Source organism: Bartonella sp. DGB2 (assembly GCF_046843095.1).
GTDB lineage: Bacteria > Pseudomonadota > Alphaproteobacteria > Rhizobiales > Rhizobiaceae > Bartonella.
Genome location: NZ_CP177325.1, coordinates 270,274 through 286,446, shown reverse-complemented (window position 1 = coordinate 286,446; position 16,173 = coordinate 270,274). Strand labels below are relative to the sequence as shown.

At 42.0% G+C, this 16,173-nt stretch carries 15 protein-coding genes and 1 pseudogene; 13 read left to right on the top strand and 3 right to left on the bottom strand.

Annotated features, from left to right (window positions below; all coding sequences use genetic code 11):
* The first annotated feature begins 187 nt into the window (after positions 1-187).
* Positions 188-547, top strand: a complete 360-nt coding sequence (locus ACK28X_RS01415; RefSeq protein WP_412057923.1) for a hypothetical protein — start codon at positions 188-190, stop codon at positions 545-547.
* Between the two features lie 715 nt (positions 548-1,262).
* On the opposite strand, the gene ACK28X_RS01410 is transcribed toward ACK28X_RS01415, so the two are convergent.
* Positions 1,263-1,637 carry a hypothetical protein gene (locus ACK28X_RS01410; RefSeq protein ID WP_412057922.1) on the bottom strand — a complete coding sequence of 125 codons (375 nt, stop codon included), beginning with the start codon at positions 1,635-1,637 and terminating at the stop codon, positions 1,263-1,265.
* Positions 1,638-2,083: 446 nt separating this feature from the next.
* On the opposite strand from ACK28X_RS01410, the gene ACK28X_RS01405 reads away from it, so the two are divergent.
* On the top strand, positions 2,084-2,497 hold the full coding sequence (locus ACK28X_RS01405) for a hypothetical protein (RefSeq protein WP_412057921.1): 414 nt from the start codon (positions 2,084-2,086) through the stop codon (positions 2,495-2,497).
* 101 nt (positions 2,498-2,598) lie between these two features.
* The gene (locus ACK28X_RS01400; RefSeq protein ID WP_412057920.1) at positions 2,599-2,850 is read left to right on the top strand and encodes a hypothetical protein; all 252 of its coding nucleotides are present in this window, start codon (positions 2,599-2,601) and stop codon (positions 2,848-2,850) included.
* 72 nt (positions 2,851-2,922) lie between these two features.
* Here the strand turns inward: ACK28X_RS01400 and ACK28X_RS01395 are convergent, their stop codons facing one another.
* Entirely contained in the window at positions 2,923-3,108 is a 186-nt protein-coding gene (locus ACK28X_RS01395) for a hypothetical protein (protein ID WP_412057919.1), read from the bottom strand.
* Positions 3,109-3,814: 706 nt separating this feature from the next.
* Between ACK28X_RS01395 and ACK28X_RS01390 the strand changes: the two genes are divergently transcribed.
* The 8 genes from ACK28X_RS01390 to cydX all read left to right on the top strand — a co-directional run bounded on the left by ACK28X_RS01390 (position 3,815) and on the right by cydX (position 12,269).
* Positions 3,815-4,153 (top strand): TraK family protein, encoded by a 339-nt coding sequence (locus tag ACK28X_RS01390; RefSeq protein WP_412057918.1) that lies wholly within the window; start codon positions 3,815-3,817, stop codon positions 4,151-4,153.
* 246 nt (positions 4,154-4,399) lie between these two features.
* Positions 4,400-4,657, top strand: coding sequence for a hypothetical protein (locus ACK28X_RS01385; protein ID WP_412057917.1), 258 nt, complete (start codon positions 4,400-4,402; stop codon positions 4,655-4,657).
* Between the two features lie 699 nt (positions 4,658-5,356).
* Positions 5,357-5,482 carry a hypothetical protein gene (locus tag ACK28X_RS01380; RefSeq protein WP_412057916.1) on the top strand — a complete coding sequence of 42 codons (126 nt, stop codon included), beginning with the start codon at positions 5,357-5,359 and terminating at the stop codon, positions 5,480-5,482.
* A gap of 385 nt (positions 5,483-5,867) precedes the next feature.
* Positions 5,868-7,601 carry a thiol reductant ABC exporter subunit CydD gene (gene cydD / locus ACK28X_RS01375; RefSeq protein WP_412057915.1) on the top strand — a complete coding sequence of 578 codons (1,734 nt, stop codon included), beginning with the start codon at positions 5,868-5,870 and terminating at the stop codon, positions 7,599-7,601.
* Positions 7,598-9,292 carry an amino acid ABC transporter ATP-binding/permease protein gene (locus ACK28X_RS01370; RefSeq protein ID WP_412057914.1) on the top strand — a complete coding sequence of 565 codons (1,695 nt, stop codon included), beginning with the start codon at positions 7,598-7,600 and terminating at the stop codon, positions 9,290-9,292. The genes cydD and ACK28X_RS01370 overlap by 4 nt, the downstream gene beginning before the upstream one ends.
* Positions 9,293-9,381: 89 nt before the next feature.
* Positions 9,382-10,962, top strand: coding sequence for a cytochrome ubiquinol oxidase subunit I (locus ACK28X_RS01365; protein WP_412057913.1), 1,581 nt, complete (start codon positions 9,382-9,384; stop codon positions 10,960-10,962).
* A 5-nt stretch (positions 10,963-10,967) separates the two neighbouring features.
* Complete coding sequence (gene cydB, locus ACK28X_RS01360) at positions 10,968-12,119, top strand: cytochrome d ubiquinol oxidase subunit II (RefSeq protein WP_412057912.1); 1,152 nt, start codon at positions 10,968-10,970, stop codon at positions 12,117-12,119.
* A gap of 9 nt (positions 12,120-12,128) precedes the next feature.
* Complete coding sequence (cydX, locus tag ACK28X_RS01355; protein WP_412057911.1) at positions 12,129-12,269, top strand: cytochrome bd-I oxidase subunit CydX; 141 nt, start codon at positions 12,129-12,131, stop codon at positions 12,267-12,269.
* A 130-nt stretch (positions 12,270-12,399) separates the two neighbouring features.
* Here the strand turns inward: cydX and ACK28X_RS01350 are convergent, their stop codons facing one another.
* Positions 12,400-13,563: an N-acetylneuraminate epimerase gene (locus ACK28X_RS01350; RefSeq protein ID WP_412057910.1), complete on the bottom strand. Its 1,164-nt coding sequence runs from the start codon at positions 13,561-13,563 to the stop codon at positions 12,400-12,402.
* 260 nt (positions 13,564-13,823) lie between these two features.
* Here ACK28X_RS01350 and ACK28X_RS01345 point away from each other — a divergent pair.
* Positions 13,824-14,539 (top strand): annotated as a pseudogene (locus ACK28X_RS01345) (FadR/GntR family transcriptional regulator).
* A complete protein-coding gene (locus ACK28X_RS01340) occupies positions 14,536-16,119 on the top strand; it encodes an ABC transporter substrate-binding protein (protein WP_412057909.1) in 1,584 nt (527 codons plus the stop codon). Before ACK28X_RS01345 ends, ACK28X_RS01340 begins: the two are co-directional and overlap by 4 nt.
* Positions 16,120-16,173 lie beyond the last annotated feature (54 nt).

Below are 16,173 nucleotides of genomic sequence, written 5' to 3'. Positions count from 1 at the left end.
GCCGATAAATTCCGCGCTTTTTGCCGCGGTAAAGAAATACCACTAGATAGCCGAAATATTGAAAATATCTTCGCTGGATTCTCTAAAAAAATTAGAAGTATATAATATATAAAACAAATAAGTAAATAATATTAAAATTAATTTTATTAATTTTAAAAAGTATTTATTTTTTTTAAGCGAGGTCAAAATGAAAAAAATTCCAATGCTATTAAAAGTAATATCATTATCAATACCGCTATCACCAATCATAGCCTCAAACGTTAATGCACAAACTATTTCTTTATCGGATACCCAAATTTATAGTTGGAAAGGGGCTGTAGATGGCGCAAATAGTGGAGCTGTAAAAGGAGCAGTAATAGGGGGTGCAATTGGCGGTGGTGCTGGCGCCGTTGTTGCAGGAGGAGCTGCTGCTATAGCAACAAGAAATCCTACAGTAACTGTAAGAGCAGCACGTGCTGGTGGTGTAGTTGGAACTGAAGTAGGAGGTTATATAGGCGCTGGCACTGGCGCTGTTATTGGAGGGGTTAAGGGCGCTATATTTGATTAATCAAAATATACTTTTTGACCCTGAAAATCTATAACTTTCAGGGTGAAAAAATAGTATAAATAAAATTAAGTGGTATTTAAATATGAAAAAGTTATTTTTATCCTTAAAAATATCATTATATATAACCGCATACCAAATTTTTATTTCTACATTATTAAGCTTAGTTTTTAACTTTATATTCAATATTAATTTATACATAAGTATAAATACAATTATATTTATCTATATTTCATAGATATTTTTATTTATTGTATGTATATCATTTGATATACCGTCTTTTATAGAGAAGCTCAAAAATATATAATCTAATAAATTAAATAAAAAATCAAAAATAAAAACATTAATAAATAAATTAATTGTTAATAAGTTGCATTTGTATGCAATAATATTGTCTTTTATAGGGGTTTTATTAATTAAATTATTTAATATAATATTTTATTGACAAAATAATAAATTAATTGAATGATAATATCAAATTTATTTAAAGATATATATAATTATTTTAATATACAAAAAATGAATACTTAAAACAAAAACTCATTTGTGGATGTTTTAAGCGTATTTCCTTTTTGGCTCGACGTATTTTATGACACTACGCGTCACTACTTGGCTTTTTTTTCCAAAGAACTAAGTTTATGATTTTTGGTAACATCATTGGGCGGGGGCGCCCCCTATATTACGGGGGGAGACACCCGCATAAATTCTAAATTAGCGTTTATTTGTAGCCGAATTGTGGATTAAGCCTGTATGAGCGATTTATGCCTATTTTTGGGCCTTCTAGCAAAGCATTTAGATCTATCAACTGCTTGATACTCCGTTGAATGTTTTGGGGCTTGATATCTAGTTCTCTAGCAATTTCTGCTTGATTGACAATCAATAAATTTTCAAAATCCAATTGCGCGAATAAACACATCAAAACACGAAAATCACTACCAGTTAAATTGCTCTTAGAAAATAAAAACGCAGCATTTTGAGATATTGCAAACCAATTCTTACCAAACTCATTTTTCCGTTTAGGAACCACATAAGCGATAAAGTCGCCCGCAACCTTATCGGTTTTAGAATTCACTTGATTAAACTTGCTATGCATTGTCATCTCAAAAAAACTTTAATGTAATGTCTACACATGCTCTTGTAATGTTTGTAGATTACATTGTTAGGCTACAGACTCTAGGAAAAAATATTCAGAACAGCAGAAAAAATCTCGTCGTGAAATCCTAAAAGCAGAAAAGAACTTCCAGCAATCCAAAGGGTGAAGGGATATTAGTCTGCAATACCTTTAAAATCGTCAAATTTGACTGCATATGGTTTTTTATTATTCTATTAAGGGAACCCAGCAGATGAAAAAAGTCTCTGTACGGTTATGACGGTTTTAGAGTATATCTAACACTAACACTACCGTCAAGCATCAACCTAATCACTCATAAGCCATTCAAGGGGGGTATGGGGGGCAAGCCCCCATCGAACGAAAGTCGCGACGTAGTCGCGGCAATTACCCATCAGGACTAATGCTAGGATTTTCTAGCTTGGGGTTGCTTGAAGCCATTTTTACATGATTTTTGGGTAAGTGCTAGTTCTGCAAGGTATACGCTTACTAGAGGTTTCAGTAAAGCAGTTGGCTTTCCCACCGCTGGCCGCTACGCGGTACGTTTGTCCACAATCGCTACGCTCATGCTAGACAAACCCAGCCATGAAAAATTCCAAGCTCTATTTTTGACGGCGCTTTGCTTCCGCTCTTTCTTTCGCTACGGCGCCTCGTTGCCGGTCGATTTCGACCCAAAGGTCGACTTTTTTAGTGCTCTTAGATCATTAGAAGAGCTAAAAAAACATTATGGAAAATCAATCTTTTACGGAGTGTGGTCTGCTCTCTCAGGAGAGCAGGGTCGAGATAAAATTTTATCTTTACAGATAGATTTTATATCTTTACAGATAAAATTTATATCCAATTAGAGCAGGGGTCTGATCATGTCAAATGCGCTAAAATTACAGCAAAAAAAATTACTAAAAACTTCGTCCAAACTGATTTAAAAACACACGAGGCTTAGGCGCAATTGACGATCACAAAACCATATGCCGCTGGTCTCTTACACGTACTCGTATCTCAGGTGGGCGACCACAACGCCGTTGTAGCTTCATACCCTACATTGGCAAAACTGATGGGGGTTTCTGTAATCACCATTAAAAGATCTATTGAAGTTTTGAAAAATGGTAATTGGATAGAGGTTCGGCGCATTGGCGGTTCTGGTACCGCCAATGCTTACATCGTCAATGATCGGGTTGCCTGGACGGATGCAACGCGATAATCTGCGATATAGTTTGTTTTCAGCCAATGTAATAGCTTCTAGCGAAGAGCAGCCAGATAAGGATATGCTGGATTAAGAAAGAACCTTTACAAGGGTTACCAAAAATCGGGGAATTGCAACACCCAACAGGCGACGGCTTACCCCCGCCCTCGCAACCACATTTGCCAAGCATGGAGCCAGACTTGCCCGCAGCTGGCAAACTGAAAACATGAAATTGCGTTCTACGCTAATAATGTCGTCACCTAAAGGTGACGACATTATTTTTTTATGGCGCTACGCGCCATTGCCCCGCTCCCTTACTCAGAAATCTAAGCAGTATCACATTTCTGCATCATTTTTTCTGCACGGTTTTGCACGATTTTGCACGATTTTTACATCAATCACCGATATCCACCGCATATCGACCAAGTTTCGACGCCCTTTAAGGGCAAAAAGTCATCCTTTTTACCCTTAAATTGTTTCCACACCATACGCACCTTTCTGTGCATTTAAGTCATTGATTTTAAATAACTTTTGGAAACAATAAAAATTATTTGTATTGTTTCAACAATACAGCTTGTTCTACACGCTTAGAGAATACTGGAATATAAACACTACAAAAACACTACAAATTATTTCCGTAGAAAAGTACTCAGATAAAGCGGGAAAAGTAATAGCGCGTATCTCCATAAACACGTCGAGCCAAAGGCGAGTAAGCTTCAATCATTTGTAGCCACACGATTTTTTTGTGTGGCTACAAATGCACATCCTGCCAACGCTTTAGAACGATAAACTACGAAATTTTTTGCATTTAAGCAGTTGCAAACAGCAATTCTACTTTTTTACCTATAATTTCGCCTTGTTTACCCCTAGTTTACTACTAGTTTCATTCTTGTTATCTACTAGTTTCGCTTTTTATTAAAAGCTAATAAAACTATAGCTATTTTATTAGCCTATTAGCCCCAAAAATCATTGGAGCATGATAATGTTTGATACAAAAATAAAACAAAGATACGGGGACGGACGCGTAAATTTTCTCGCTAACATTGAAACCTTCAAAAGGCTAATAAATGCAGGAAATACGCTTAAAAACATCCACGAACAATATGAGGAAATTTTAGGAATTAGCTACAAGCAATTTGCGAGATATGTAACCCGCTATATCAAGCAAAAAGGCTCAATCAGAGTCAGTCAGCATGCAGGATCAAACCAAAACAAAAAAACAAATAACGACAAATTTTCTTCTCCAAAATCAGAAAACAAACGTTTGTTCTTTCACAATCCTATGCCAGATCGTGATAAGCTAATCGGAAAAAAGAAATAAAAGAAAAATAAAATCGATAGCGTCAGGTATCTTCTTTGTAAATTATATAGAAAAAATTTTCTAACAATATTCATTTAAATAAAAAATAATTTCTTGAATAAAAAAAATAAAATGCTATATTTTATATACATAAAACTTATTTATGTTAATAATATGTATTTTGCATATTTTTGGAGGTCTCTATGAAAAAGCACATTCTTTTTTCTGCAGTAACAATGATGTTACTATCATCATATCAAAGTGCAAGTGCTCAAACTTCGTATTCCAATGTTTATTAACGACCCATTTGTACAACTCTGGGGCTGGCATGATGCGAAAGAAGGAGCTAAATCTGGCGCAAAAGCAGGGTATGATATGGGATCAAAAACAGGCGCAGCAGCAGGTGGTTTTATAGGTGGTGTGGCTGGTTCAGCAGCAGGAGCAGCAGTAGGTAGTGTTACAGGCGGTGTTGTTGGTGGTGCCATAGGTGGTGCTGTTGGTGGCGCAGCAGGTTTTGTCAGTTAAAAATACAAAAGATATCAGCTAAATAATTATTTAGCTGATATCCAAAAGTGGGATTTTAAAGTGTTTACTAAAGCAGTAATTAATTATTTAATGACATTTTTATTCATGTCTTTAATCTATTTTTTATATTATAGATTATATAACAATTATATTGAATATAACGATTTAGTATATATAAATAAAATTTCTTTAGTTTCATCTTTTGTTACGTGCTTCTTGATAAAAGGAATAAAATTAAATAATATAAAAACTTCTATTACTTTAACCATACTATGGATTGCTCCTGAATACTTCATTCAAAGTATGAACATGTTTGTATTAAATGCAATATTTTCTTTTGTTGGTTTTTTAAGTTTTAATTATATATACAGTAAATTTTTTTCAAAACAATAAAAGCGTCTTTTAAAAATCTTGATGCGCTTTAGGAGCCATACAAGCAATCACTGGTGGGAGAAATACGTTCTATCAATAATTAAAACCACTGTACGGTCAAATTTGACGGTTTTAGAGTATATCTAGCACTAACAGTACCGTCAAGCACCAACCTAATCACTCATAAGCCATTCAAGGGGGGTATGGGGGGCAAGCCCCCATCGAACGAAAGTCGCGACGTAGTCGCGGCAATTACCCATCAGGACTAATGCTAGGATTTTCTAGCTTGGGGTTGCTTGAAGCCATTTTTACATGATTTTTGGATAAGTGCTAGTTCTGCAAGGTATACGCTTACTGGAGGTTTCAGAAAGCAGTTGGCTTTCCCACCGCTGGCCGCTACGCGGTACGTTTGTCCACAATCGCTACGCTCATGCTGGACAAACCCAGCCATGAAAAATTCCAAGCTCTATTTTTGACGGCGCTTTGCTTCCGCTCTTTCTTTCGCTACGGCGACTCGTTGCCGGTCGAAATTTTCGACCCGTAAGAAACCAAAAAACCTCCAGCGTATGTCATCAAGTAAGTTACAAAAAGCGAAAAATCCTGAATATGCTCTTATGAATGTGTCCTTCCAGACCGCCTTTGGCTCTAAATGAATATTTTTATATATACCTATCATTTAATTTAAATATGATAGCTTGTTGCCATTGCTCATAAATAGCGCTGATACTAACACCATCGAAACATTTTAGGATAAATCACCTTAAAAAATACTATAGATCTATGTCAAAATTCAACAGCAAGCCTATTTACTAACATATAAAACATTGTTGGTGCAGTTATGAGATTTTTTTCTGAAGGGCGGGCGGGGCTAAGAAAAATAATTTTTCTTTCTCGCTCTATGGCCATAAATAAAAAGCCTTTGCAAAGAAACGCAAAAAAGATGCGGTTAGGAGGCTTTCTTCAGTTATTTGCAACACTTCTTTTTATTCCACAGGCAGCACTAATCGCCCAGAGTGTGGAATGGATAACTGAAGGAATAAATCTGTCAACTTTATTTATAGCAAGTTTTAGTATTCTATCCCTTGCTGTTAGCAGGGCGACTCTAGAAGCATTAGGCGAACGCCTTACCTTTAAAGCGGCGCGTGAACAGCTAAGTTACTATCGTCTAGCGGCGATAGACGCATTAGCCCAACGCTCCCCCCTCGATCCTTCGCGCCCTGCTTCTGGTGCTGCGGCCAGTATCTTGGCAGAGCAAGCGGAACTTATTGTTCCCTATCTTGCCCGCTTTCAGCCAGCGCGTTTTAAAGCCATCCTAGTTCCCCTTATTATACTGATATGCATTTTTCCTATATCATGGATGGGGATGCTCATACTACTAGTTTCAATGCCTCTCATTCCTCTCTTTATGGCATTAATTGGCTGGAAAGCCCAAGAGGCAAGTGAAAAACAACTCGCGGCAACTGGAGACATGAATGGTTTTTTGCTTGATCGCTTGCGGGGGCTTGCTACCTTACGAAGCTTGGGCGCTGTGGATTTGACAGCTACGCGCCTAAAGGCTCATACTGATACCCTCAAAGCTCGCACCATGGCTGTACTCAAAATCGCCTTTTTATCCTCTGCAGTACTTGAATTATTCGCTGCACTTGGCGTAGCTCTTGTAGCAGTATACGTAGGATTTAGTCTTTTGGGTATGCTTCATTTTGGCGCTTGGACACAAGGCCTTAACTTAGCAAAGGGACTATTTTTACTCCTTCTTGCACCGGCTTTTTTTAACCCTCTACGCGAACTAGCAGCTGTTTGGCATGACCGCGCTAGTGGCTACTCTGCTCTTAAAGCCTTAAAGGATATGGCTGATAAAGGTTTAGCAATAGCTCTCATAACAAATCCAAATGCAAATCCCAATAGCGATAATTCAGCCCCCGAAAATTTTGATATTGAACTAAAAAATCTTTATTTTTCCTATGACCCTCAGAAAAAGCCTTTTATTTCTGGGTTTAATTACTGCATTCGCGAAGGCGAACATGTGGCCTTGGTAGGAGCAAGCGGTAGTGGAAAATCAACGCTACTCGCACTCATAGCTGGCTTAATTGCTGAGCCGGGAGGCTGCATATCATTAGGTGGAAAAGCGTTAGGTGCAACGGAAGATTGGCGTCACCATATAGCTTGGATCGGTCAAAAACCGCATATTTTTTCTGATAGCTTTATGAAAAACCTTACCCTTGGACGCACGGGTATGCAGACAAAGGCCGCCTTAGATTTAGCGCAGCTTACACATCTTGCAACCAACTATGGAAAACGACCATTGGATGAAGGGGGGCAAAGCCTATCAGGCGGAGAGGCACGCCTGCTGGCTTTTGCCCGTGCCGCCTGCAATCCTAATATTCGGATCATCCTTGCTGATGAACCAACCGCACATCTTGATGTTACAAGTGCCTCAAAAGTTATTACCAGCCTTTCCCGATTCGCCAAGGATAAAACCCTCATTGTAGCAACACATAACCCCCAGCTTATCGCCCGCATGCAACGTGTTATACAACTCAAGACACCATCAATAGACGGGATCCTTATATGAAACTATCGTATAAAGATTTACAACGGATTTTGACTATCTTCCTCTCCAAGCAATGGCGATGCCGCCTTTGGCTTGGAATAGCTATGGCGGCAGTGGTAGCTCTTGCAGGCATTACCCTCCTTGGCCTTTCCGGTTGGTTTATCACGGCAGCTGCTCTTGCAGGCTTTTCGACGATAGGCGCCGTAACTTTCAATTTTTTTGTACCCTCGGCTGGAATTCGTTTACTTGCCATTGGCCGCACTTTTGCTCGCTATGGGGAACGCTTAACAACCCATGACGCCACTTTAACGATTTTAGCTAGTTTGCGCCTAAAACTATTTTATGGATGGGCAGAGCGGCAAGCAGCTCGTTACCTCACTGCTCGCCCAGCGCGCCTGCTTTTTCGCCTCACCGCTGATATCGACGTGCTTGATACGCTCTATCTACGCGTTTTTGTGCCAACCAGCGTTGCCATAATTACAGCGTTGGTAGTAGGCGTAGCGCTAAGCTTAATCAACCTATCGCTAGGCTTTATCATAGGAGGAGTTCTTCTCATAGCGGGTCTCTCTATACCTTTGATTGGAGCCAATGTAGCCTTTACGGCAGCGCACCGCCGTATGTATGGAATAGAAGCTATTCGCGCCCGCGTGATTGACTTTATTGCTGGGCAAGCCGACCTTTTGATGGCTGGGCGCCTGAAAGCGCAAGCCGCAACTATCTCCCGTGCTGATCAATATGTGGCTGCTGTCGATGACCAGCTAAATAAAATTGAAATCCTTGTCGGTCTGGCTCTACATATCTTATCATCGCTTCTTTTTATGGGGACACTCTTGGCCGTTGCGTGGCTTAGCCAAACAGGAATCATTCAGGCTTCCTCAGCCGCGTTCGCTCTGTTTCTTGTATTTGTTGCGATAGAGCCCTTTCTAGCCCTGCGCCGCGGCGCTATTGAGCTGAGCCGCGCACTATTAGCCGCCCGCCGTGTAGCGCCCCGCCTTGAAACCCCAAAGTTTGAACCCCAAAGTCCAAAACCTCGCCTTCCTTTATCACTCCAGTTAATTCGCGCTGGAGTGATATACGAGGGGGCGGAAAAGCCCGCCCTTGACTCTATTACCCTTAGCCTTGGTGTGGATGAAAAACTCGCAATCATTGGAGAGAGCGGAGCCGGAAAATCCTCACTCCTTTCCCTCTTAGCCCAAGAATTAACACCCTCTTATGGATCTAGAAAGGTAGTTAAATCAACTCTTTTGACCCAAAAAAGCGAGATTTTTACCGATACAATTCGAAATAATTTACTTATTGCTCAACCAACAGCGACTGACAAAGAACTTTATGACGTTTTGGAGGCTGTTGGACTTCTTGATCACATAAAGCCCCTACCGCAGCGGCTGGAGACCAGACTCGGTGAAGGAGGCCTTGGATTTTCAGGGGGGCAGCTACGCCGCCTAGCGCTTGCGCGGTTATTTTTATGCAACACCCCTCTTTGGCTCTTAGACGAACCCACAGAAGGCTTAGACAGCGCTACCGCTATGGAAGTTATGAATTGCCTGGCAGAGCGCGCTAGAGGGCATGCGCTTGTTATCGCAAGTCATAGCCAGCGCGAAGCAAAAATAGTTGATCGCCTTGCGCTAATTAAAGCAGGGCGGATAATTAATATTTTTAACCGAGGACAAGCTGAATTTGCTCAAACATTAGCTCTATTACATCCTGACTAAAACAGTAGGAGGTATTTCCTATAAGGTAGTGCTTAACCTCAGAAATAGCCTCAAATTTCTTAAGTAGTGTGATATTAGAAAGGAAGACTATGGAACTTGATATCGTCGCGCTGTCGCGCTTGCAATTCGCTATAACAGCGCTTTACCATTTTTTATTTGTTCCCTTAACACTTGGTCTTTCAGTGCTTTTAGCTATTATGGAAACGACCTATGTCATGACGGGGCGCCAAATTTGGCGCCAAATGACAAAATTCTGGGGTACATTATTTGGGATCAACTTCGTACTTGGTGTCGCCACCGGCATTGTGATGGAGTTCCAATTCGGTATGAATTGGAGCTATTACAGCTATTATGTAGGAGATATTTTCGGGGCGCCTTTGGCCATTGAAGGACTAATGGCCTTTTTCCTTGAAGCTACTTTTGTTGGACTTTTTTTCTTCGGCTGGGAGCGTTTATCCAAAACCGGTCATCTTATCGCAACTTGGGCGGTAGCACTAGGTTCCAATATGTCAGCCCTTTGGATTTTAATCGCCAACGGCTGGATGCAAAATCCAGCGGGAGCAACCTTTAATATCCAAACCATGCGCATGGAAATCACCAGCTTTTTTGATGTGATATTTAATCCAGTTGCCCAAGCAAAATTTGTTCATACAGTTTCAGCCGGTTACGTCTGTGGAGCGCTTTTTGTGCTTGGCGTTTCGGCTTGGTATATTTTACAGGGTCGTCATATAGAACTTGCCAAACGCTCTATAGTGGTTGCCGCATCCTTTGGTCTTGCTGCATCATTATCGGTTATCGTCCTAGGTGATGAAAGCGGCTATCTTACCTCAGAAAACCAAAAGGTAAAACTTGCTTCTATTGAAGCAATGTGGGAAACAGAACCAGCACCTGCTGCTCTTACGGTCATTGGTTTCCCAGACCAAGAAGCGCGTGAAACCCATTATGCTGTGCGTATTCCTTGGCTTATGGGGCTTATGGGCACACGCTCCCTCACCACGCCCATCGCTGGCATAAATGAGCTTGAGGCCCATGCAAAACAGCGCATTCGCCAAGGTATTGTTGCCTATAATGCTTTAATGAAAATCCGCGAGGCAAAGACAGCCGATCAGATCACCCCTGAAATGCGTACCGCCTTTGAAGATGTCGGCGAAGATCTTGGCTATGCTTTACTTTTAAAGCGCTATGTTGATAACCCCAGCCAAGCAACTGATGCACAAATCGCACAAGCAGCGCGTGATACCATCCCTCATGTGCCCACGCTTTTTTGGTCCTTCCGCATTATGGTTGGGCTTGGTCTATGGTTCTTGATGCTAACGGCTAGTTTCTTTTGGCTATCTTGCCGTCACCGACTTGACCGCCACCCCCTTCTTCTTCGTATTGCTATCCTTTCTATTCCCCTTCCTTGGATTGCTGCTGAATTGGGCTGGGTAGTAGCAGAGCTTGGCCGTCAACCATGGGTGATTGATGGTATATTACCGACCGCAGTTGCCGTATCCAACCATAGCGCTGGTACTGTCTTGCTAACTCTATTAGGGTTTATCTTTATTTATACAGCCCTCATGGTGATTGAAATTGCTTTAATGGTGCGTACTATTCGGCAAGGCCCCGCGCCTGACCATGCCCCCAACACAACGCATCTCCCTGAAACACCAATTAAATCCGCGGAGTAACCTCTATGATCCTCTACGAACTTATAGATTATCAAACCCTGCGCATAATTTGGTGGGTTTTACTAGGCGTACTTTTGATTGGCTTTGCTATTACGGATGGCTTTGACCTTGGTATAACGACACTACTTCCTTTTGTTGCACGCACTGAAATTGAACGGCGCATTACGCTCCATACCATAACCCCCATATGGGAGGGCAATCAAGTTTGGCTTATCCTGAGCGGCGGTGCTATTTTTGCGGCCTGGCCACCAATTTACGCCGTCTCTTTTTCGGGCTTTTATTTAGCAATGTTTCTCATTTTATTTGCCCTCATCCTGCGCCCTGTCGGCTTGAAATATCGCCCCAAACGTGAAAGCCAATGCTGGCATAATGGTTGGGACTTGGCGTTATTTATTTCAGGCATAATCCCATCTTTGATTTTTGGGGTTTTGGTTGGCAACGTATTACAGGGGCTACCCTTTTACTTTTCGCCCGATATGCATGTTACGTATGAAGGAACATTTTTCACGCTTTTCGACCCCTATGCTTTGCTTTGTGGACTTCTTTCAGTTGCTATGCTTATAATGCATGGCGCCTGCTGGCTGGCCATTAAAACCACGGGGTCAATATATGCACGAGCGTGCAACTATGGCAATGCCGCCGCATTAGCATCTATTATATTATTCGCCTTAGCTGGGATTTGGCTCGTAGGTTTCACGGAAAGTTATAGTATTACTAGTTCTATAAACCATGATGGAGCATCTAATCCGCTTCTAAAGACCGCTGTCCATAATGGTTCTTGGATTTCCAATTACCAACACTACCCATGGATACTTATTGCGCCCATAGCGGGTTTTGCAGGAGCATTGCTCACTCTCATAAGTCTACGATTACGGCGTAATATAGCAGCGATACTCTTCAGTAAGCTATCTATCGCAGGTATTATTGCAACGGTTGGCCTCTCTATGTTTCCTTTTATCCTACCCTCATCTACGGATCCTAGCTCTAGCCTAACTGTTTGGGATGCTTCTTCTAGTCATCAAACATTATTCATCATGCTAATCGCAACCGCCATATTTCTTCCCATCATTTTAGCTTATACAAGCTGGGTCTATAAGGTTCTATGGGGTAAGGTAAGCGAAAAAGATGTCACCGGTAAAAATGAACACAGTTATTAAGGAAAATCTATGTGGTATTTTGCATGGCTACTTGGCCTTCCCCTCGCTATCGCCTTTTCAGTCCTTATCGCTATGTGGTATGAACTCATGGATGATAAGGTAAAACAGGATAGGACTATGCCTCCTACTGCGCCTTCTGGCATGACGTAGAATTCTTTTTCTTGCCGCCCTTTAACGAAAACAAAAGGGCGGCATCCTATTGATGCCGCCACAAAAATAGCAATTGTTTACCTCTCTCAAAGCCCGCCCTAAGAAAGAGAGTTTGGCGCCGCAAAGGTGGTTAATCTGAAATAGAGAGTGTTTTTCCATCCCAACCTAAAAACATAACTTCCTTGCTAGCTTTACCTTGTTCATCTTCACCGCCAACAAGAAGCAGGCCATCAGGCATTTCAAAACTTGCTCCATAAGCGAGACCGTGTGGCAATTTACCTACCACACGCCAGCCCTCATTATCATAGACATAAATTTCACTGCGCCATATTTTTGGTAGACCATCATGAGCAAACCATTTTCCAGCCGCCGCATTTGCCTGAGCACCCTTGAAATTAGCACCGCCTGCCACTAAAACATCATCGCCAACTTTGCCGGCAAAAGCGCCAGCTAATCCCTCTTGCGGCTCATCATTTGATAAAGCGGGAAGCGGAGTCAGCTTTTTCCATTGCGCATCATGGGCCGTAAACTTCACTTGCTTTACTGCAGGCGTACGAAGGCCAGGCTTGATCTCACCACCAATAACCATAAAGCGATCAACCCCTTCAAAGGCAATAGCGGAATCGCAATTAGGCAAAAAAGGACTTTTGCCAAAAGTGCCCCATTGGTTATTTTTAGGGTTATAGCTAAGTACCCGTGCATTCCAGTGATACCCTTTAGGTTTCATCCCCATATAGGAATTAACAAGCTTTTTTAAACGTTTAGGATCTTTTTTCTCATCTATTTTAGCAAGATCAGATAAATATTTATCAAACAGTTTCTTATTATAGCCGCCAATAATCGCGATACGCCCATCGGCCAAACTTAAGGCTTTAGCACCCGAAAGGCCTACCGGTGTTTTTGTATCTACCTTACTCCAACTATCCGTAACAGGATCGTAAACATATACCGTATCAAAAATAATCGGCGATTGTGCATCCGGCGTCGCCAACCCATTACCGCTAAAAGCAAAAATCTTACCATCACTTACCGCAGCAGCCGCACCGTTAGTTTTCGGCCCTGGGAAAGCTGCACGTTTAACCCAACCTGTTGTCGGGTTGTTTAAGTCCAGCGCATAGAACACATCGCCTGCGGAGCCAAGTCCTACATAAGCAAAGTGGTCAATACGAGCTGAGATACCGGTTTTTATCCCCACGGGTAAATCAGGCCAAGCGCCTACCGCAAAGGCGGTTGTGCTAGACAAAACAACAGTGGCAAGGCCCAAAGCGATCTGACGTGAAAAAGTGAAATTCATTGATATTTTCCCTCCCTGTACCAAGCACTTGATTGCGCCCGATTAGATAATTGATCAGTGTATCATGCCTTATAACTAATCATTCGACCGCCAATTTTTTCGTTAATCAGCGGTAAGATTTTATAATAAAATATCAGATTGACAGTCATCCTACAAGTAAGTACTTTAAAACAAATTAACAAGCATCCAGCGTGCCTTGTTTGGGAGAATCAATGAAGACAAAAACTCCAAAGCATAAGCTACAACAACCTTCCCCTCCTATGGCGCCTCCTTTTCGCACATATAATCCTCGTATGACTGTACAAGAAAGTTTACGCACCTATATTGAAAAGCATGGCCTAAAAGCAGGCGCACTCCTACCATCAGAAACCGAGCTTGCGGCTTTATTAGGGGTCAGTCGTAATTCGTTACGAGAAGGAATTAAAGCTTTGGAATCAATTGGCATTTTGGAACCGCGCCATGGAGTTGGGATATTTGTAAAAGCTTTTTCTTTTGAGGCTCTGCTGGAAAATCTACCCTATGGCCTTGGCACATCATTACGCCAAATTGAAGAGGTCATTGACATCCGGCGTGCACTAGAAGTAGGCCTTATTGATAAAACAATAGAAATCATCACAGAAGAAGACATCGCCGAACTACGCCTTACAGTTGAAAAAATGCGCCAACGTGCTGAACGCGGCGAAGCATTTCCAGAAGAGGATAAGCATTTTCATCATCTCTTATTCCGTTGCCAAGGTAATCAAATTCTTTTGCGCTTGATTGAGGTTTTTTGGCTCGCATTCTACAAAGCATCGGATTTTGCGAAGCTTAATAACCCCGCCCCTATGCAAACATGGCTTGATCATGTGGTAATTGTAGATGCACTTGAAGCGCGAGATGTTGAAGCCGCACGCAAGCACTTAAGCCAACATTACACAGGAATAAACCATGTTCTAAACATGACAGATCTATTTCATTAACTGGGAGGAATACATGAATTTACGTACTCTATACGCGGCATTAGCCGTATCAACCGCTGTTGTTGTATCCCCTTTATCTCTTGCCGCTACGGCTCACGCGGGCGGCACCATATATGGAGGATTCGATGTTGGAGCCGGCGGTTTTCAAGGCAATTTTAATCCACTTGCTGCAACTGCTGGCTTTACATGGCTTGTGACCTATTTTGAGCCTTTAGTTATCTATGACAGCGCCTTACAAAACATCATCGGCGATCTTGCCGAATCTTTTACCATTAGCCCTGATCAAAGCACTTACCGCTTTAAATTGGCCAATGCTAAATGGCATGATGGGGTGCCTTTTACTGCAAGAGATGTTAAGTTTACCTTTGATCTTGCAAAAGATGGCCGCACTGGTTCTATTTTCTCCTCAGGTCTCAAAAACATTGACTCGATTGAAACACCCGATGACCACACAGTGGTTATAAAACTCAAAACCCCCACACCCGCCTTACTTGATACGCTTACTAAGTTAATGATGCTACCACAACATGCGCTGGCATCCATTCCACTAGATAAGCTGTCAAAAAATCCTTGGTGGTCAACGCACCCTATTGGGACAGGTCCTTTCAAATTTAGTAAATATGTCACTGATCAATACGTAGAACTCGTAGCCAACCCAGACTATCGCGGGGGCAAGCCCAAGGCCGATAAATTGATTAATCGCTATTTTGCCGATTCCGCTGGGGCAATTGCAGCATTGCGGTCGGGTGAGATACAATTCAGCTATGTAGACTCTAATGATTTACCAACATTTGAACACGACAAAGCCTTCCGCCTTATTAAAGGAGATTCTTTCGTTGCAAACTTTGTAGGCTTCAACCAAGATATACCACTTTGGAAGGATCTGCGCATCCGGCAAGCCTTTATGTATGCTATCAATCGCGATGCTATCATCCAAAGCCTTTATGGCGGCGGCGCAAAAAAAGCAGATTGTGTTTATGTTGCAGATCATTTGGTACCAAAAGACATTAATAAATACCCCTATGATCCTGAAAAAGCAAAACAATTACTTACCGAAGCAGGGTGGGATAAAATCAATGGTAATAAGCCTATTACCATTCTAACCTATTATGATTCACCGCTCATCCATAATGTTTTAGCCGCCATGCAAGCCATGCTAGCACAAGTCGATGTTCATATCGTGCCCCGCGTTGTTGACGCTCCGACCTATAATTCTATTGTAAATAAAAAGGATAGCAATAGCGCGGACTTCCCCCTTACCTTTGCTGGACGACAAAATGGACCAGATCCCTCAAGCGTTGACGGCGCCCTTAACGAAAAAGCCATACCGCCCATGGGCGCCAATTTCACACGCGTACGTATGCCTGCACTCAACGAAGCGCTTGATAAAGCACTTGCCGAAACCGATATGAAAAAACGAACAGCGCTTTATCAAAATGTTTGCCGCGTCACGAATGCCCAATTGCCTTGGGCAACCATGTGGGTTGCAAATCGCTATGGAGTGGTTTCAACAAAATTGAAGAACTTTGTCTGGCAACCCGCCCCTGGCGGCGGTCCTTATCAAGCGTATCCAGAAAAATGGTCTATTAGCGATTAAACCATTGCGATAATGCGTGCCTCTTGATCCTGCGAATTAGTGGCACGCGCTCTT